Genomic DNA, 20,208 nt, shown 5'->3' with positions numbered 1-20,208 from the left:
ATATTTGGGCTGGAAAATTGTGTAATTTTGACTACTTTCTGACTCCTGAGTGTTAGCTAACGTGGGATATACAAAAATAACTTCTAACTTCTGAGTTTATGAAAGATACTTGTAGTAGCTATTTTCTAATTGCTGCAATGTCTCTTTTGCCCACTCCTGTAGTTGTGTGTCTGGGTCGTTTTCTGCTCTGTCTTTTAATAATGGGAGGGTTTGTGGATGCTCTGGGTATTGTTCGACTATTACTTCTAGTGCTGTTTGTCGAGGGTTGTCTGAAAACTCATCTTCATTTTGAAAGGGGTCATTGAGGGCGGCGTGATAAAACAATTCAAAAATTCCTGGCTGATATTTCCAACTACTAGCTATTTGTCGAAGTGCTTCAGTTCGCACATCCGAATTTTCATCAGACACTAGCTTTTGTTTCAGTAATTCTAAAATTTCTGGCTGGTTTTTCCAACCACTATTTATTTGTCGGACGGCTTCAGTTCGCACATCGGAGTCATTATCAGAAACTAGCCTTTGCTTGAGTAATTCTAAAATTTCTGGCTGATGTTTCCAAGTACTAGCTATTTGTCGGAGTGCTTCAAGCCGCACATCCGAATTTTCATCAGACACTAGCTTTTGTTTCAGTAATTCTAAAATTCCGGGCTGGTTTTTCCAACCACTATTTATTTGTCGGACGGCTTCAGTTCGCACATCCGAGTCATTATCAGAAACTAGCCTTTGCTTGAGTAATTCTAAAATTTCTGGCTGATGTTTCCAAGTACTAGCTATTTGTCGGAGCGCTTCAGTTCGCACATCCGAATTTTCATCAGACACTAGCTTTTGTTTCAGTAATTCCAAAATTTCTGGCTGGTTTTTCCAACCACTATTTATTTGTCGGACGGCTTCAGTTCGCACATCCGAGTCATTATCAGAAACTAGCCTTTGCTTGAGTAATTCTAAAATTCCGGGCTCGTGTTTCCAGCTACTAACTATTTGTCGGAGTGCTTCAAGTCGCACATCCGAATTTTCATCAGACACTAGCTTTTGTTTCAGTAATTCTAAAATTTCTGGCTGGTTTTTCCAACCACTATTTATTTGTCGGACGGCTTCAGTTCGCACATCCGAGTCATTATCAGAAACTAGCCTTTGCTTGAGTAATTCTAAAATTTCTGGCTGATGTTTCCAAGTACTAGCTATTTGTCGGAGTGCTTCAAGCCGCACATCGGAGTCATTATCAGAAACTAGCCTTTGCTTGAGTAATTCTAAAATTCCGGGCTCGTGTTTCCAGCTACTAACTATTTGTCGGAGTGCTTCAAGTCGCACATCTGAATTTTCATCAGACACTAGCTTTTGTTTCAGTAATTCTAAAATTTCTGGCTGGTTTTTCCAACCACTATTTATTTGTCGGACGGCTTCAGTTCGCACATCCGAGTCATTATCAGAAACTAGCCTTTGCTTGAGTAATTCTAAAATTTCTGGCTGATGTTTCCAGCTACTAACTATTTGTCGGAGCGCTTCAAGCCGCACATCCGAATTTTCATCAGACACTAGTCTTTGTTTGAGTAATTCTAAAATTCCGGGCTCGTTTTTCCAACCACTAGCTATTTGCCGGAGTACTTCAAGCCGCACATCCGAATTTTCATCAGACACTAGTCTTTGTTTGAGTAATTCTAAAATTCCCGACTCCTGTTTCCAGTTACTGACTATTTGTTCGAGTGTTTCAAGTCGCACCTGCCAGTTTTCATCAAATACTAGCCTTTGTTTGAGTAATTCTAAAATTCCCGGCTCTTGTTTCCAACCACTAACTATTTGTTCGAGTGCTTCAAGTCGCACCTGCCAACTTTCATCAGATATTAGCTTTTGTTTGAGTAATTCTAAAATTCCGGGCTCGTTTTTCCAACTACTGGCTATTTGTCGGAGTGCTTCAAGCCGCACATCCGAGTCATCATCAGAATTTACCCTTTGTTTGAGTAATTCTAAAATTCCGGGCTCGTGTTTCCAACCACTAACTATTTGTCGGACGGCTTCAAGACGCACATCCGAATTTTCATCAGACACTAGTCTTTGTTTGAGTAATTCTAAAATTCTCGGCTCTTGTTTCCAACCACTAACTATTTGTTCGAGTGCTTCAAGTCGCACCTGCCAACTTTCATCAAATACTAGCCTTTGTTTGAGTAATTCTAAAATTCGGGGATCGTGTTTCCAACCACTAGCTATTTCTCGGAGGGCTTCAAGTCGCACAAACATATCATCACCATACACAACCCATTGTTTGAGTAATTCTAAAATTCGGGGCTCGTTTTTCCAACCACTAGCTATTTCTCGAAGGGCTTCAAGTCGCACATCGGAGTCATCATCAGAATTTACCCTTTGTTTGAGTAATTCTAAAATTCCCGGCTCTTGTTTCCAACCACTAACTATTTGTCGGAGGGCTTCAGTTCGCACCTGCCAACTTTCATCAAATACTAGCCTTTGTTTGAGTAATTCTAAAATTCGGGGCTCGTTTTTCCAGCCACTAGCTATTTGTCGGACGGCTTCAGTTCGCATATCCGAACTTTCATCAAATACTAGCCTTTGTTTGAGTAATTCTAAAATTCCGGGCTCGTTTTTCCAAGCTCTAGCTATTTCTCGGAGTACTTCAAGCCGCACATCGGAGTCATCATCAGAATTTACCCTTTGTTTGAGTAATTCTAAAATTCCGGGCTCGTTTTTCCAACCACTAACTATTTGTCGGAGGGCTTCAGTTCGCACCTGCCAACTTTCATCAAATACTAGCCTTTGTTTGAGTAATTCTAAAATTCCGGGCTCGTTTTTCCAGCCACTAGCTATTTGTCGGACGGCTTCAGTTCGCACATCCGAACTTTCATCAAATACTAGCCTTTGTTTGAGTAATTCTAAAATTCCGGGCTCGTTTTTCCAAGCTCTAGCTATTTCTCGGAGTACTTCAAGCCGCACATCGGAGTCATCATCAGAATTTACCCATTGTTTGAGTAATTCTAAAATTCCGGGCTCGTTTTTCCAACCACGAGCTATTTGTCGGACGGCTTCAGTTCGCACCTGCAAACTTTGATCAAATACTAGCCTTTGTTTGAGTAATTCTAAAATTCGGGGCTCGTTTTTCCAACCACGAGCTATTTGTCGGATGGCTTCAAGTCGCACATCGGAGTCATCATCAGAATTTACCCTTTGTTTGAGTAATTCTAAAATTCCGGGCTCGTGTTTCCAACCACTAGCTATTTGTCGGAGGGCTTCAGTTCGCACATCCCAGCTTTCATGAGACACAACCCATTGTTTGAGTAATTCTAAAATTCCGGGCTCGTTTTTCCAAGCTCTAGCTATTTCTCGGAGTACTTCAAGCCGCACATCGGAGTCATCATCAGAATTTACCCATTGTTTGAGTAATTCTAAAATTCCGGGCTCGTTTTTCCAACCACGAGCTATTTGTCGGACGGCTTCAGTTCGCACCTGCAAACTTTGATCAAATACTAGCCTTTGTTTGAGTAATTCTAAAATTCGGGGCTCGTTTTTCCAACCACGAGCTATTTGTCGGATGGCTTCAAGTCGCACATCGGAGTCATCATCAGAATTTACCCTTTGTTTGAGTAATTCTAAAATTCCCGGCTCGTGTTTCCAACCACTAGCTATTTGTCGGAGGGCTTCAGTTCGCACCTGCCAGTTTTCATCAAATACTAGCCTTTGTTTGAGTAATTCTAAAATTCCCGGCTCGTGTTTCCAACCAGTTGCTATTTGTCGGAGGGCTTCAGTTCGCACATCCGAACTTTCATCAAATACTAGCCTTTGTTTGAGTAATTCTAAAATTCCCGGCTCGTGTTTCCAACCAGTAGCTATTTGTCGGACGGCTTCAGTTCGCACCTGCCAACTTTCATCAGACACAACCCTTTGTTTGAGTAATTCTAAAATTCCCGGCTCGTGTTTCCAAACAGTAGCTATTTGTCGGACGGCTTCAGTTCGCACCTGCCAACTTTCATCAGACACAACCCTTTGTTTGAGTAATTCTAAAATTCCCGGCTCGTGTTTCCAAACAGTAGCTATTTGTCGGACGGCTTCAGTTCGCACCTGCCAACTTTCATCAGACACAACCCATTGTTTGAGTAAATCTAAAATTCCCGGCTCGTGTTTCCAACCAGTTGCTGTTTGTCGGACGGCTTCAGTTCGCACATCCTCACTTTCATCAGACACAACCCATTGTTTGAGTAAATCTAAAATTCCCGGCTCGTGTTTCCAAACAGTAGCTATTTGTCGGACGGCTTCAGTTCGCACCTGCCAACTTTCATCAGACACAACCCTTTGTTTGAGTAATTCTAAAATTCCCGGCTCGTGTTTCCAAACAGTAGCTATTTGTCGGACGGCTTCAGTTCGCACATCCGAACTTTCATCAGACACAACCCTTTGTTTGAGCCAAGTATAAGTTGAAGGATCATCCCTCCAGGTTGTAGCCATTATTTCCACAGCTTGAGTACGAATTTCACGAACTAACTCTGCATCTTCATCATCTTCATCATAAGATTCATAAAAATAACCAAGGTCATACCCAGTCAAATTTTTTAACCTATTTAATAACCGATAACCCACATCATCAATACCCTGGCGACTCCTAACTTCAAACAAACACTTGCCCGCCAAAAATAAATTCTGAAACTTTTCCTCTTCCCCATCTTGTTCCATCAAATAACTAATAATATCTCCCACAAACTTAGCATCTATCATCCCAGCAATTAACCGTAATACTTCATGCCATTTTTCATCCCGCCAATGACTACCAAAAACATCATTTATCAACCCATCTTTTCCCAGAGTTTGTGTTACCGTAAACTGCCAAACAAAACTCCAAGCACAGAAATATTCTAAAAAAGTTCGATGTACAAAAGCATAATATCCACCCCCAACAAAACACAAAATAAAATTCCTAACCCGCAACTGTTCCATCAACGCCCTAGCCACAACTCTCACATCATTAATATCTACACTTTTTAGATACTCTTTAACAATATTTTCTAAGCTATTTTCATCAATCAAATTACCAGCCAAACCCTCTTTATTCTGCTGCATAAAATCAGCAACTCGGCGCAAAATTTCTTGCTTATCTTTATAGTCAATAGTTATCGGGTCAATCTTAGCATCAACTAATGCCCTTTCCATATCCCATTGCTGTAATAAAACCCGAGAAGCTTGATTATAAAGTTCCGCCCTATCTCTCGGTAATTCTTGATGACGATTTAAAATAGCCATCATAGTTAATAACAAAGGATTTCCCGACAACTGCTTAATAGCTGAAAAATCATTAATTGCCCGTTTCAACCGTTCTCTTTTCCGCTCTTTTTCCCGCTCATCTTGATAAGTTAAATCATGCCAACTTTGAATAAAATTATCAACTTGTTCGGACCCCAAATCTTGCAACATAAAATGATAAAATTCAGCATCCCGGAGTTGTTGTGGCTGATAACCAATCACTCTAGAAGTAACAATAACCCGGACATTTTTATAATCATTTGTAAATCCATGAATATCAGTAATTATTTCCTTTCTTTTAGCAGGTTCAAAAACTTCATCTAATCCATCAAACATCACAATAGCATCACCATTTTGTAGTTTTGCATGAAGTTCTTGTTGAGGTAAATGGCAAGTTACACCGCTACCTTTTTCGAGAAAATCTAGAAAATTTTGGCATTTATTATAATCATGGTTTCTCACATAATTCCGTAGTTCAATTAATAGAGGAATTGGTTTTAAAGGCAAATCTCTCAGAGGTAATTCTGCCCATTTCAAAGCGATATATTGTAATAAAGTAGACTTGCCAGAACCAGGGTCTCCCAGAATAACTAAATATTTATAGTTAGTATTTTCTATTAGTTCTAAAACTGAGCGAACCGGCTGTTCTAAATATCTGCGTCGGACAGTTTCCAATTGTTCTGGAGAAAATTCTATTTCTAACTGCCCAGTCTCTTTTAATTGTTGGAGATATTCTTTAGGAATTTCATATAATTGAGGCCTAAATTCTTGAGATTCCCGAACATTTTGAGAAATAAACATTCGCCATAATTTCAGTTCATTATAACCATAACCACTAGTATCTAAACTTTCTAATTTGAGTTTTCCATATTGTTCTTGGATTCCTTCTTGATATTTTCTGAGGTCAAATTCTGGTGTAATTTTATAATTTTGATTTGCTATTTGAGCGAGGGTTTCTGAGTCTAATATTTTCCGTAATTCATCAGAATCTCGAATAATTTTTTTCACCCTTCTCTGATATTGCTTAACAACTAAGACCCAGTCAAAATCATCGGGTAGGGGCGGATTAATTTTATTCCAGATAGTAGCTAGTTTCTTAGTATCTAAAATTTTGACATTATGATTAAATGCACTACCTAAAGTTCTTAAAACATACTTATTTTTAAGAAATTGTTCTAAGGGTTCAATATATCGCTCTAATCGACTTTCATCTAACTCAACTTCTTCTAATTCTTGCTTTACCAATTGCAAAAATTCTTTAATTGCTTCTACATTTGCTTTTTCTAAAGTCTTTGTATTTATATTGCTACCATTTAGGTAAAAAATAAGCCAATTAAAAAAATCTTTAACGTAGTCTTTAGGTGTACGTTTAGCTAATTCTCTAATAACTTCCTTTGTAAAAAAATCAACCTCTTGAGTAGAAATCCAAGTAATTAAATGTTCAATCATAGTTATTTAACCTTTTGACATTCCATAGAAAAAAATAAGAGAATTCGTGGCTTATTTTTTTCAAATTTATCAGTCATTTTTCCATCTAGTAGCTAACTCTTCTTTTGCTCTCTCCCGTACATTCAAATCACTATGAGATTCTGCAATATTATCGAGCCAAGTCTTAATATTAGCCTCATTTAAACGATTATCCCTCCAAGTTTCTGCCACAAGTTTTACAGCTTGAGTACGAATTTTACTATCATAGTCAATATGATCAAGATTATAATTTGTCAAAGCTTTTAACCTATTCAATAACTCAGAAGCTATCTCATCAATATGCTGAGGGTGTTCAACTTCAAATAAACATTTCCCCGCCAAAAATAAATTCATAAATTTTTCTTCTTCCCCATCTTTTTCCATCAAATAACCAATAATTTTTCCCACAAAATTAGCATTAATCTTTCCTGCAATTAATCGCAAAATTTCATGCCAATTTTCATCCCGCCAATGGTTCTCAAAAACATCATTTATCAACTGATTTATGTTTATAGTTTGTGTCTCCTTAAACTCCCAAACAAAACTCCAGGCACAGAAATATTCTAAAAAAGTTCGATGTACAAAAGCATAATATCCACCCCCAACAAAACATAAAATAAAATTCCGATTGCGTAACTCTTTAAGCAGGGCTCTAGCTATAATTATTGCATCCTTAAAACCTAGAAAATCTAGATATTCTTTGATAATTATTTCTACATTATTCTCAGAGATTAAATTGCCAGCAAAACCTTTTTTATTTTCCTGCATAAACTTAGCCATCCGGCGCAATATTTCCTGCTTGTCTTTAATTGTTATAGAGTCAAGATTAATTTGTTCCATCCCTTCTCTACGAAGCGCCCTTTCTACATCCCACTTTAACAAAAGTTCTGAAGAATTATTATAGAGGTCAGCTTTATATTTTGGAAGTTCTTGATTACGATTCATAATAGCCATCATAGTTAATAATAGAGGATTTCTAGCGATTTCTTTAATAGCTGAAAAATCCTTAATTGCTTGTTTTAACCGTCCCATTCTCCACTTTTTTGTCTCTTCTTCTTCACTTTTGTAAGTAAGCTCATGCCAATTTTTAATAAAATAATTAATTTGTTCCTCATCTAAATCTTGCAACATAAAATGACAAAATTCAGCATCTCGGAGTCTTTGTAATTTATAACCTATTACCCGCGAAGTAACAATAACTCGCACCTTTTTATAGTCATTAGTAAACCGATGAATATCAGTTATTACCCTTTCTCGTTTTTCAGGGTCGAAAACTTCATCTAACCCATCAAACATGACAATAGCTTCACCCTTTTTTAATTTGTTATGAAGTTCCTTTTGAGAGATATGACAAATAACTCCACTACCTTTTTCTAGGAAATCTAGAAAATTTTCACACTTTTTTTCATTATAATTACCCATATAAGTTTGCAGTTCAATTAGTATAGGAATTGGATGAAAAGGTAAATCTTTGGGTAATATTTTTGTCCACTCAAGAGCTATATATCTTAATAAAGTAGACTTACCAGAACCAGGGTCACCTAAGATTACTAAATATTGATATTCTTTGTTTTTTTGTAATTCTAAAACTGAACGAGTCTGCTGTTCAAAATATTGGCGCTCCAAACTTTCTAATTGTTCTTGAGAAAGTGCTGTTTCTAACTGCCCAGTCTCTTTTAATTGCTGTTGATATTGTTTGGGCATAAGATGAATTTGAGGTATAAATTCTTGAATTTTCCGTACTTTTTGAGGAATAAAAATTTTCAATAATTCGATGTTATAAGCGAGACCTTTAGTATCTAAACTGTCTAATCTGAGGTTGCCATATCTTTCTCGAATTCCCTCTTGATGTTTTATTAAGTTAAATTCGGGTTTGACTGAAGTTTGACTTGCCAGTTCTTCCAGAGATTTGGAATCTAATATTTGCCGTAATTCATCTGATTTTTGAATAATCTTTTTGACTTTTCTCTGGTATTGCCTGATAACTAAGTCCCAGTCAAATTCATCTGGTAAAAAAGATGGGTTTATTTGATTCCCAATAGTAGCTAATTGCTTAATATCTAGAGTTATATTTTCCTCAAAAGCACTACCCAAAATTGCCAAAACTGATTTATTTTTAATAAACTTTTCTAAGGGTTTAATATACTGCTCTAATTGACTTTCATCCACGCCAACTTCTTTTAATTCTTTTTGTACTAATTCTAAAAATTCTTTAGTTGCTTCTGCCATAGCTTTTTGCAAAGGTTCTTTCTCTGTTATGTTGCTAATAGCATTAGAAAAACATTGCTTAAAAAAATCTTTAACGTAGTCTTCAGCAGCACCCTTAACTAACTCTCCGATAACTTTCTCAGCAAGAAACTCAACTGCTTTACCAGCTCCCCAAGTAATTAACCATTCCATCATAATTATTTGATTATTTGATTATTTAATTATTTAACTTTTTATATATTAAACTAATTTCATTAACTTAGGCTACACTACTTATATTGATATTAAAACTTGATATTGAAATATGAAATACTGAAATTACTGTTGCATAAAAAAATTAAACTTTTAAAATATTAATGTATAAATTTTTACTTTTAAATTCCGTAAATTATATTAGTTATTTGCATCAAGTAAATTAAACAAATAATTGCCCGCCCAAAATAAATAAGAAGTAAGTTTATCCGTCAATAAACCCTCTCGAATTGTATTAATTTTTAAATGTTGTACGGAGACCTTTATACAATCAATATCCTTTCTACTACTCCTCGTACTAAAAGGGCTTATGAATAGGTCTCCTACTCAAAAGTCTTCCTTCTAAGACATCAAATCACTCTTAATTAAATCCTGAAACTTAGGATTCAAATGAATATTATTAAAATCAGTATCAGTTTGTGCCATTTCTCGGTAGTATTTATCAGTCCCTAAATTAATAGCTTCTTCTAAACTTTCAATTGCTAAATATACCTTTTCCTGCAAAGCGTAACAACGAGCTTTATTATAGTAAGCCAAAGAATAACCTGGCTTAATTTCTATAGCTTTATCAAAACAAATAATCGCCTTATACCAATTTCCTGAATTCGACAAAGCTTGACCTAAATTATTCCAAGCTTCCTGATAGTCTATTTTCACCTCTATTGCTTTCTCATAACTCATAATTTCTCCTTCCGCATCCCCTAAATAAAATAAGGTTTTTCCCTTAAAATTCCAAGCTCGATAATGATTAGGTTTAAGTTTTATTACCTGCTCAAAACTTTTCAAAGATCTCTGATACCTTCCGAGGTCAAACAATACTCTACCTTCATTATACCACCCTTGATATAAATTAGGTTTAATTTTTGTTGCTTGCTGATAATTTTCAAAAGCTTCTTGGTAATGTCCTAAACGATTCCAAGAAATTCCTAAATTGTACCAAGCTTGATAGAAACTAGGTTGAATTTGTATCGCTTTCTCAAAAGAACTTATTGCTTCCTGATATCGCCCTAAATCATTTAGTAAATTCCCTCTATTATACCACGCTAAATAATAATTTGGTTCCATATTTATAGCTAGATTAAAATTATTTAAAGCTAAGTGTAATCTACCTAATATTTTTAATGCATTGCCTCTATTATTCCAGGCAGCATAGTAGTCAGGTTTAATTTTTATTGCCTTATCAAAAGCAATAATAGCGTGCTGATATTTTCCCAGTGTACTAAGATTTACTCCCGCATTATACCAGCCCTGATAGTCATCTGAAGAAATTAGTATTTGTCTATCCATTTCATTTTTAAAGGAATAAGTAAGAATGAAAAATTAATACTAAATATCAAGTATTTTTGCCATATATATTTAGTAGTTAGATAGTAAGCATTTAGTGTTCAGCTATCAGTCATAATCTATAATTTATTGTACGTTTCACAGAAATTCATCCCCCTCAGCCTCCGCCAATTACCCCACTTTTTAGAGGAACTTAAACCCTCCCCTAACCCCCCTATATATATAGAGCTTTTTCATTCTTATTCTAGCTATCTAATTATAAAGTAGCGAGCAAATTTAGTTGGTAAAATTAGGCAATATTATAGAAAGATTCCGAAACATAAGTAAAAACCTTGATTAATTACCCCCACAGAAATGCCACGTTTTTGCGTTCTAAAAGATTTTATTGATGGTCATAATGGGATAATTAGTACTTATTGAGGTTATAGATACTTAGACATATTTACTTAACCTTATCCGTTTTTTTTATACCAGATATCAAAAGAGCGATCGCTCTTCCCCCACCCCCCCATCTCCCTATCAGAAAATGGTTTTAGAATCTCCTAATCAGAGATAACTAGGTAAGGGAAAAATTTGACTTTTGACTTTAAATTCACCTTTTTGCTTCTATGACTAAATAAATTGCCCAAATTGCCATTGCCCTTAAATAATGACTAGCTCTAAAAGTACCCATTACTGTAATAGCTTCTGGAGTGCGGAATTGTAAACCATTTTCATAAATTTGTCCCACAACTACCTCAGTTATTTCCAGAGCTTCTTTTTTCATACCAATTTGCACCATAAAAGCCGCTAAACCAAAATTAATTCCTGTCCAAACCTCTAAAGGATGAGTAGCATTAGGATTCTCTGGAGAACCATCAGGTAACACCCCATTTGCCGCACCAAACTTGCCATTATGAAAGTTTTTAAAACAAGAATTATAGACAGTTTTTAAAGCAGACAAAGCACATTCAGCAGGGACAATATCCTCCAAATTTAACAGCTTGGCATAAAATTGACCCGATAATTGATCAGCCATTACTACTTCCGAATTACTCTCACTATCCAAACGATAATATTCCCCATTCCATAACTTTTCTTGATAAATAGGCAATCCTTTTTTTAACCAACCTTGATACAAATAAACCTGATTATTAATTGCATCTACAGAATTTTTATCAACCTCAGAATAGAAACCCTTAGGCGGGTAATAAGGAATTTCCCTAGGATGCTCAATTAAAACTTTCCCAATAGCGATCGCTGCCTCAAGTGCAGCCAGCCATAGTCCACCACAATATGCACTCACACCCCGCAACTGCCAATCATCAAAAGTTTGGTCAGGCGCTCCCTCATTTTCAGGAATGCCATCATTATCTTTGTCAAAACCCTTAAGATATGCTAGAGTTTCCGTAATAGCAGACCAAGACTGCCAGAGAAACTCATAATCATCTGCACCAGTCAACAAAAAATCTCGATATACCTGCAATACAAAATCACTAGATAAATCCTTCCATTGATTACAATCCTGATAACTGGTATAATTTGTCATTTCCCAGGGATGCTCATTCGGTGCACCCAAGTCATGGGGAGTAGCTCCAGCAACCTTTCTCACTGCCGACACTTGATTGTAACCAATAATTCTCAGTGTATCATCCGCTGTCGAAACTGCTCGCGCAAACGCAACTAAAACAGACTTTTCCAACTCTGGCCACAATATTAACAACCCAAAAGAACCATACAACCTAACATCCAAACTCTCATACCAACGATAATCAAGACATTCCAGAACAGCAAACTGACCGTAAGGAGCGCTATCGCTAGCAGCCGCCCAAATAGTTCCACCACTGGTGAGGTCATAAAGTTCATTCAACAAAGCCATTTTCAACCAATTAGGCAAATCTTCCCGTTGCAAAATCGGATTTTGCCAAGCTTCAATATTTTCCCGCCAAGTTTGATAATGCTTCATGGCAGTACGAATCATCGACCAGGCATTTTTGCCATTGCGACCATAAAAATCTGTATAACGGCGGTAATATGAAACCCCATTACCAAAGTCAGTCACAGGTAAATCCCAAACTAAAAAAAAAGGAATTTTCCTGTTTTTCCCTGGTCTGATAGTAAAACGAACTGATATAGCCACACCAATTTGTTCTCCCTCAGTTGCTGGTAGTTCGTTTTCTTCATCTATGAGAGAGCCATCTAGAGCAAAGTAATGCCAGATATCCTCCCCAGTACCAGTAGGGTTCCACCTTGTATGATAGAAAACTTCCATGCCGGCATTGATAAAAGTCGCGATCGCCATTTGCCCCTCTCCTTCTGCAGGTTCGTCGGCAATACTTAATTTGGTCATAGTGCAACCAATACGGTGAAAATCTTCTACTAATAAGTTAAAGTTGTCTGTACTCTCTCCCCACCGAGGTTTGTATTCATAAACTGGGCTACCATCATCTCGCACTCTCACTTCTGGTGTTTTCACAGAATTGGTAAACCAACCAACAGTATTTTGCCAACTTAGCATTATGCTAAGTGTAATTGCTTCATCTGTGGGATTATGGGCAGTCCATTCAAATATAGCGATCGGATAACTGGTTTCTTGATAGTTACCTGCCAAAATTGGGGAAAATTGTTCACAACTTAATTGTGCAGTAAATACATTCTCATAAACAAACCAGCTGCGGGGGTAAAGAGCGTGATAAGTGCCAGTCTTGAGCCCGGCTTTTTCCCGAGGATACCACTGCCAAGCAGATAGACTACCATCAGTGGGTAATTCGGTAGATAAAGCATAAGCTTGTTTCTGTCCTTTTGTTTCTTCAAAAACGCTAAATTGACAGGCGGGCAGATTTTGATAAATGTGCTCCCCACCGTCAAGATGCCAAAGATTAAAATCCCCCCGGGGGGAACGACCAGTGGCACCTGCACCGAAACCTCCCAGAGGCATTCCGTGCCATGGGCCATCATCAATATTACTACTATAACGGACTGTGTAAGGTTTGTCCCAATCAAGACCAATGGGGCGATTCCAGGATATGGCTGGAATGTTAGGGATAGGATTTTGTTGATTCATACTCTATATTTTATTAAGTGATTAGTAAAGAATTCCTGCAATGCTTTTAGATAGCGATCGCTATCTACCTGAGCCAAATTATTATGTCCTGCATTTGGCATTAACAGCAGTTTTTTCGGCTCCGGTGCAGCAGCAAATAATCTTTCACTCATCGTTATAGGTATAACTTGATCTTTCATACCATGAATAAATAAGACTGGTACTTTTATTGATTTTACTTTGTTAATGAAGTCAAATTTTTGAGTGATCAGTAATTTCAGGGGAAATATCTGGATTTTATATCTGTGTTTAGCCATGTCTTTGATACAAGTGAAACAACTTTCAGCTATTAGTCCTGCTGCTTTTGGTTGTTGTAGGCAGAGATTAACAGCGATCGCTCCTCCAAGAGAATATCCATAAATAAAAATTTCTTTTGGTGAAAACCCTTTTTCTTGAGTTAAATAATTCCAAGCTATTGAAGCATCTTCATAAACTGTCGCTTCGGTTGGAAATCTGCCTGTACTATTACCGTATCCCCGGTAATCAATCATAAATACCGAAAATCCTAACTGATATAGTTTTACTACACGCTCAAGATTGCAACTTTTTTCTTGAGCTGCCATGTTACCACTAGCCCCATGTAAGAATAGAATAACTTTAGCAGTGGGTTCTGTTTTGGGAATCCACCAACCAAATATTTTTTCTGTCTGATTTTTAGAAGTTGCAACTGATAGCAAAACTTCCTCATAAGGAAGATTAAAAGTAGCAGGAGTCCCTAACAACAATGATTTAGGTTCAAATATCAATCGGTTTTGTAGTAATCTTAGCAACATAAAACCAGATATATAAATAGCTGCTAATCCTATTAAAGAAACTTGAAGAATAGTCATTTTTGTTATATGTTATATGTTGTATGTTAGCCTCTTGAGTCATTACTTTGTTAAAAGTAATTCTACTTTAATATTTTCCGGTATTCTGTAATTGCTTAACAGCACGAATTAGACGAATAAAATATGGTCTAACAATATCCCTATTTAGTTCTTGTAACTTGGTGATTTGTGCTTTTAATTCCTCTATTTCATTTGCCATTGATGTATTTTTTGTTAATTCTAAGTTATATCCTAAATTTTGCTGTAAGTCTGTAGCTAAATCTTTTAATGATTGTAGTTCTTCTTCAATCTCTGAAAATTTAATATTTATTCCTTCCCAATCTTCTTTTGTAATTGTACTGTATTCAAAGTTTGATTGATTTTGATATGAATTGATAGATACTTCTGGTGTTTGTTCAGTATTTTTGTTTGGTCGTGAGTCTAAATTCTGAAAAACTGAGCTTATATCTATTGTTAATTCTTCTATTTCATTATCAATCTGTTTTTGGATTTTTTCTTCAAATATTTTTCGATTAATTCTATTTAAAAATAATGCTAATATTATTGAAGTTGCAGCAAACAAAATTTGTTCAAAAAATAACGTCAAAATTGAAGTGCCTAAAGCACTATATTCTGCTATTTCTAGCCACTTAAGTTGACTTTTAGAATTATTTAACGTTCTTGATAATGTTTCCTTATTTTCCATAAATATAGCTAAATACCCATGATATATATTTAGTTTAATAATAGATACTACATTTTTTATCTCAAGATAATATCATAATTTGTCCAATAAAATCATGCCTTAACAATTATTCATATTTACTCAAAGTATTTAAGCTAAATCAAACAAATATACATTTAAACATTTCTATGCCAAAATACTCCACCAACAGCTATCAGCCCAACTCAAAACTATTGGCTACAAAAGATTTCAATTATATTAATTTTCTCACGCTTTTTGTAGTCTTATAGTAATATAAGCTAAAGATATTTTTAATGTGATAGGAACCAACAAGACTATCTCAACAAAGAATACGGTATTACATAAATATAGAAAATAAAAATTAACTTTAGTGGGAGGTATTGATAACTGATAAATCATAATTTATGACTCATAATTTATAACTCATAACTGAAATGACTAACACCGAAATACAAATACCAGAATTATCCAAATTAGAATATTTACCTTATGTTGATTCCGCCGGAAAATTACCATTTTCTTTACAAGGAAAAATAGGTGTTTATGGAATTTTTGACCAGGAAAAAAAGCTACTATTTGTAGGCTATTCTCGTGATGTATATCAGAGTCTTAAACTACATTTAGTCCGTCAACCTAATAGTTGCTATTGGCTAAAAGTACAAACTATTGAACGCCCAAATCGTACTATATTAGAAGGTATAAAAGCAGCTTGGATTAATGAAAATGGCTCCCTACCTATAGGCAATGGTACAGCAGAAGCAAAATGGAATCAACCCATAGATACTAAACAAGAAATGACTGAAGCAGAAAGAGTACAATATCAAGATCCATTAATTGATGAAGTAGCTAAAGAAAAACTGCTAAAAAACATAGCTAGGCGAGTAGAAACTAATATTTTAGAGGTATTAAAAACTAGAGGTTTACAAGAAAATATTCGTTTTAATCCTAAACTGAAAGCAACTGGTTTGTTAGACTTGAAGTAAGCACTCAGCTATCAGCTATTAGCCATCAGCTATGGAGAAATAGAAAAGGGAAAAGTTGTTGAGAAATTGAGAGGGAATTAAAACTTGAAAGATCAATAGTCATATCAAGCCCACTTGTTTCCGAATATTGTTAGAAACCTGGTTTGTGAGAGATACATAAGCATCATAAATCATCTAATACAAACCCGGTTTCTTAAATTCCCGGTAGTCCTGTAGATGTAGTGATATTTACAATATATACCTTTTCACTCTCAGGAGCCTAATTCCAAAAATCACTACTTATATACGACTGCTAAATTCCCTACTATTGTAATATTTTAGATATACTGATAATAAAACTTTACAACTTATTGAACAAAAATTACTATATGTCAGTCTACCACTTATATTGTTGGCTACAAAAAAACTTCAGCAGGGATAAATAACTTAGACAACTTTCTCAAGAAACTCACCAACAGTTAATCACTTGTAATCACAGAAAATTATCACTACTATTACTCTTGTGACTTCTAATACAAACCATAATGAAAATAGCTACTTGGAATGTAAATTCAATTCGCACTCGTAAACAACAAGTGATAGAATGGCTAAAAGCAAACTCTGTTGACATTCTCTGTTTGCAAGAAACTAAGGTTATTGACCAAGATTTTCCGCGATCGCCTTTTGCAGAATTAGGCTACCATATTTATGTTTCTGGTCAGAAATCTTACAATGGCGTGGCAATTTTTAGTCGTTCCCCAATGGAAGATATTAGTAGTGGTTTTGCACCTATTTTAGGTGATCATAAAGTAGGAGATTTTGACATACAGAAACGGTTAATTACTGGGGTAATAAATGATGTTCGTATTCTTAATCTTTATGTTCCCAATGGTTCTAGTGTCGGTAGTGAAAAATATGATTACAAACTTGATTGGTTAAAATTGTTGCAAGAATATGTAAAAATAATTCTTGACAAATCGCCTAATTTATGTATTTGTGGAGATTTTAATATTGTCCCAGAAGACCGGGATATTTACGACCCAGAAGGTTGTAAAAATTCTGTAGGATTATCTGATCTCGAACGCCAAGCTTTACAAGAAATTCTCAAATTAGGATTAGTCGATGCCTTTCGCCAATTTACCACCGAAGGAGGTCATTACAGTTGGTGGGATTATAGAGCAGCAGGTTTTCGCCGTAATCGTGGTTGGCGTATTGACCATCATTATCTTAGTTTACCCCTTTCTCAAAAAGCAACAATGTGTGTAATAGATAAGAATCCAAGAGAGTTACTAAAACCTAGTGACCATGCACCAGTTATTGTAGAATTTTGAAAAAATGAAGAAGGAAGAAGGAAGAAGGAAGAAGGAAGCAATAATCTAGTAGTTATAGTAACTATAGGAAAAAGCAGCCTCAATATCTCACTATTTAGATAGCATTCCTGTTATGGTAAGTTTTTAATTTGTTGACATCCTCCCCAGCTGTTAAGCTCAGAGAAACAACTGAGCCCTAGCTCCGATGTAAGCATTTCAAAAGTTGCTGCGCCCATCCCTGCTGGGGGTGGGTTAAGCTTACCTCCATCTCCCTTTGTTGTCTCAGTTTAGCTTCCCTAGATGAAAAGCAAAGCTTCTCCCAAGGAGTAACTAATATATTATTACTACATTAAATAATGCTATCATTTATGGGAAAAATTAACTAAAAAGTCCCTCTAGAAAAGTGAGGCTTTAAACCCAATTTTTCAGTAAACTTTTCGATTGAACTATTCTATTTAATAGCTAACCAAAATTAATTATGTTTTTAGTAACAGGAGCAACCGGAGGATTAGGTCGCAGAATTATTAGTATATTGACACAAAAGGAAATGTCAGTCCGCGGCTTTGTGAGACTAAATTCTACCTATTCTGAATTAGAAAATTGTGGATCTGAAATCTTTATAGGCGACTTAAAAATAGACAAAGATATTTACAAAGCCTGTCAAGGAGTTGAATATATTATTAGTGCCCATGGTGGTGCAAGTGACGTTCAAGCAGTTGACTATCGAGCTAATATTGAACTAATAGATTGTGCGGTGAAATTTGGCGTTAAACACTTTGTCTTTATTTCTGTATTAGGAGCAAATCGTGGATATGAAGATTCACCAACTTTTAAAGCTAAAAAAGAAGTAGAAAAATATCTCAAAGCTAGTGGATTGAACTATACTATTTTGCAACCTTCTGGTTTTGCTTCTAATCTATTACCATTGGCAGAAAGATTTCGAGATACAGGAGTTTATCTACTTATTGGAGACTCTAAAAATCGTACTTCAATAGTTAGTACAGATGACTTGGCAAAAATTGCAGTGGATTCTGTTTCTGTACAAGCTGCTTGTAATCAAACTTTCCCTGTAGGTGGACCAGCAATTATTTCTAGAGGAGAAATTGCTCAGATATTTAGTAGTGTTTTTAATCGGGAACCTATACTTATTAATCCGCCATTATTTATATTCGATGGATTACGAAATACTCTGGGATTATTTAATCCTGAACTGCAAAAAACTTTGGGTACTTTAAGAGTATTATTGGCAAATGAATTTTTCTGTACTTCAGAAGAAATTGATAATTTAGAGAGAATATTTGAGATGAAAATGGAATCTGTTGAAAGTTATATTTGTCGGCAAATGGGGATATAATATTATATTTTTTGGAAAAATTAAATATCTATAATATCTCACAATTAAAATAAGATTTATATAGACTTTAAAAAATTACTCAAAAATTCAAGAAATGGAAAAACCTACAGATAATCAATATCCAATTAACGAGTTACTAAAAAAACGTTGGAGTTCTTTAGCTTTTGCTGATAAAATGGTTTCATCAGAAGTATTACTTTCACTTCTAGAAGCAGCCAGATGGTCTCCTTCTTGTTTCAATGAACAACCTTGGAATTTCATAGTTGCGACCAAAGAAAATCCTGTTGAATATGAGCGTCTTTTTAATTGTTTAGTAGACGGAAATCAACCTTGGGCAACTCTTGCTCCTGTGTTAATGATATCTGTTGCTAGACTTTTTTTTGAGAGCAATAATAAACCTAATAGACACGCTTTTCACGATGTGGGTTTAGCAGTAGCATGCTTAACTTTTCAAGCAACAGAAATGGGTTTAAGAGTTCATCAAATGGGAGGTTTTGATATTGATAAAGCACGTGAATTATATAAAATATCAGAACAATATGAACCAGTAGCAGCTATAGCTATTGGCTATCCAGGAGAACCTGAAATTTTGCCTGAGTCTTTACGGGAGAGAGAACTTTCTCCCCGCAGTCGTAAACAAATCAGTTCTTTTGTATTTACCGGAGAGTTTGGTCAGACTGCTTCATTTATTCAATAGATACCTCCAGTTCAGTAGTTTGGGTTGATATAGGAAACCCAACAATAATAATACGTCTATCAGTATTGGGTTTCCTTCATCAACTAAGCTTATTGTAATGCTTGATTTATTCAATAGACTGCTCTGAAAAAATAGATGCTTCTAACTTCAAAAAAACTGACATGATAGCGCAGTCTTTAGACCACAATTTTAATTAGTATTATAGATTTTAGTGACACTTATTTGTAGTTTTGAAAACGAGATTGGATATTATATGAAATACTAAAAATTTTCATTCTTCAAGCTTGCAGATAATAATTATTTATTTATTCATAAAGCTGGCTCAATTATTTTCTCTGTTTCTCTTAAAGTATTCTTCTTAAAGTATATTTGGGGAACAGGAAAATAGAGCTTAACTTTGGCTGTGTAGGGTTTCAAATTTAGATAGACTTTCTCCCCATAGAATTAGAGTTTTCTGAAAAAAGTATTCATTATTTAATCACTTAGTTTGAAATCTTTTTTCCTATATAGAAAACATAGCCATGAAACTCTTTATCTTTATCGTAAAATTTGGCTTCATGCCGTTGATTTTCTCAGAGTTTTTCGGCATTTTTATTGCCTAAATATTTTTGCAAAAATTTTTTCTGCGCAGAAACTTGCGGAGCATAAAAATGTTCAGTCCAACAATTTTTAGGCAGTACAAAATTAGCAATTGGAATATATCCTGCTTTTTGCATTTGTGTCACTTTATTTGAAATAGTATATATTTCTGAGTATTCATTATTCCAAAACTCATTAATTTCTACAGGTCTTTCTTGAGTAAACCATGATGCTTCTGAAACTGCAAGTAAAGCTCCTTTCTTAAA

The 20,208-nt window shown here is 35.3% G+C and carries 11 protein-coding genes; 4 read left to right on the top strand and 7 right to left on the bottom strand.

From position 1 onward, the window contains the following. Positions 1–96: 96 nt before the first annotated feature. From TERY_RS37280 to TERY_RS17125, 6 genes are all read right to left on the bottom strand, one after another. Complete coding sequence (locus TERY_RS37280) at positions 97–6,681, bottom strand: HEAT repeat domain-containing protein (protein ID WP_011612992.1); 6,585 nt, start codon at positions 6,679–6,681, stop codon at positions 97–99. A 69-nt stretch (positions 6,682–6,750) separates the two neighbouring features. Then, complete coding sequence (locus TERY_RS17145; RefSeq protein WP_011612991.1) at positions 6,751–9,102, bottom strand: NACHT domain-containing protein; 2,352 nt, start codon at positions 9,100–9,102, stop codon at positions 6,751–6,753. A 399-nt stretch (positions 9,103–9,501) separates the two neighbouring features. After that, positions 9,502–10,446, bottom strand: a complete 945-nt coding sequence (locus TERY_RS17140; RefSeq protein ID WP_011612990.1) for a tetratricopeptide repeat protein — start codon at positions 10,444–10,446, stop codon at positions 9,502–9,504. Positions 10,447–11,035: 589 nt separating this feature from the next. Beyond that, entirely contained in the window at positions 11,036–13,486 is a 2,451-nt protein-coding gene (locus TERY_RS17135) for a GH116 family glycosyl hydrolase (RefSeq protein WP_011612989.1), read from the bottom strand. Beyond that, positions 13,483–14,355, bottom strand: coding sequence for an alpha/beta fold hydrolase (locus TERY_RS17130; RefSeq protein WP_011612988.1), 873 nt, complete (start codon positions 14,353–14,355; stop codon positions 13,483–13,485). The genes TERY_RS17135 and TERY_RS17130 overlap by 4 nt, the downstream gene beginning before the upstream one ends. A 67-nt stretch (positions 14,356–14,422) precedes the next feature. Then, entirely contained in the window at positions 14,423–15,040 is a 618-nt protein-coding gene (locus TERY_RS17125) for a hypothetical protein (RefSeq protein WP_011612987.1), read from the bottom strand. Positions 15,041–15,474: 434 nt separating this feature from the next. Between TERY_RS17125 and TERY_RS17120 the strand changes: the two genes are divergently transcribed. The 4 genes from TERY_RS17120 (at position 15,475) to TERY_RS17105 (ending at position 19,363) form a co-directional block, all read left to right on the top strand. Next, the gene (locus tag TERY_RS17120) at positions 15,475–16,023 is read left to right on the top strand and encodes a GIY-YIG nuclease family protein (RefSeq protein WP_011612986.1); all 549 of its coding nucleotides are present in this window, start codon (positions 15,475–15,477) and stop codon (positions 16,021–16,023) included. A gap of 524 nt (positions 16,024–16,547) precedes the next feature. Then, complete coding sequence (gene xth, locus TERY_RS17115; RefSeq protein ID WP_011612985.1) at positions 16,548–17,333, top strand: exodeoxyribonuclease III; 786 nt, start codon at positions 16,548–16,550, stop codon at positions 17,331–17,333. Between the two features lie 457 nt (positions 17,334–17,790). Beyond that, a complete protein-coding gene (locus tag TERY_RS17110) occupies positions 17,791–18,666 on the top strand; it encodes an NAD(P)H-binding protein (protein WP_011612984.1) in 876 nt (291 codons plus the stop codon). A gap of 94 nt (positions 18,667–18,760) precedes the next feature. After that, positions 18,761–19,363, top strand: a complete 603-nt coding sequence (locus TERY_RS17105; RefSeq protein WP_011612983.1) for a nitroreductase family protein — start codon at positions 18,761–18,763, stop codon at positions 19,361–19,363. A 572-nt stretch (positions 19,364–19,935) separates the two neighbouring features. Here the strand turns inward: TERY_RS17105 and TERY_RS37275 are convergent. Beyond that, on the bottom strand, positions 19,936–20,079 hold the full coding sequence (locus TERY_RS37275; protein WP_011612982.1) for a hypothetical protein: 144 nt from the start codon (positions 20,077–20,079) through the stop codon (positions 19,936–19,938). Positions 20,080–20,208: the final 129 nt, after the last annotated feature.

This window comes from Trichodesmium erythraeum IMS101 (genome assembly GCF_000014265.1).
Taxonomy (GTDB): Bacteria; Cyanobacteriota; Cyanobacteriia; order Cyanobacteriales; family Microcoleaceae; genus Trichodesmium; species Trichodesmium erythraeum.
This window is presented reverse-complemented; position numbering and strand designations above follow the sequence as displayed.

Excerpts from the sequence above, each read along its gene's own strand:
- TERY_RS37280 (WP_011612992.1), bottom strand. The coding sequence starts at position 6,681 with ATGATTGAACATTTAATTACTTGGATTTCTACTCAAGAGGTTGATTTT.
- TERY_RS17145 (WP_011612991.1), bottom strand. The coding sequence starts at position 9,102 with ATGATGGAATGGTTAATTACTTGGGGAGCTGGTAAAGCAGTTGAGTTT.
- TERY_RS17140 (WP_011612990.1), bottom strand. The coding sequence starts at position 10,446 with ATGGATAGACAAATACTAATTTCTTCAGATGACTATCAGGGCTGGTAT.
- TERY_RS17135 (WP_011612989.1), bottom strand. The coding sequence starts at position 13,486 with ATGAATCAACAAAATCCTATCCCTAACATTCCAGCCATATCCTGGAAT.
- TERY_RS17130 (WP_011612988.1), bottom strand. The coding sequence starts at position 14,355 with ATGACTATTCTTCAAGTTTCTTTAATAGGATTAGCAGCTATTTATATA.
- TERY_RS17125 (WP_011612987.1), bottom strand. The coding sequence starts at position 15,040 with ATGGAAAATAAGGAAACATTATCAAGAACGTTAAATAATTCTAAAAGT.
- TERY_RS17120 (WP_011612986.1), top strand. The coding sequence starts at position 15,475 with ATGACTAACACCGAAATACAAATACCAGAATTATCCAAATTAGAATAT.
- xth (WP_011612985.1), top strand. The coding sequence starts at position 16,548 with ATGAAAATAGCTACTTGGAATGTAAATTCAATTCGCACTCGTAAACAA.
- TERY_RS17110 (WP_011612984.1), top strand. The coding sequence starts at position 17,791 with ATGTTTTTAGTAACAGGAGCAACCGGAGGATTAGGTCGCAGAATTATT.
- TERY_RS17105 (WP_011612983.1), top strand. The coding sequence starts at position 18,761 with ATGGAAAAACCTACAGATAATCAATATCCAATTAACGAGTTACTAAAA.
- TERY_RS37275 (WP_011612982.1), bottom strand. The coding sequence starts at position 20,079 with ATGCAAAAAGCAGGATATATTCCAATTGCTAATTTTGTACTGCCTAAA.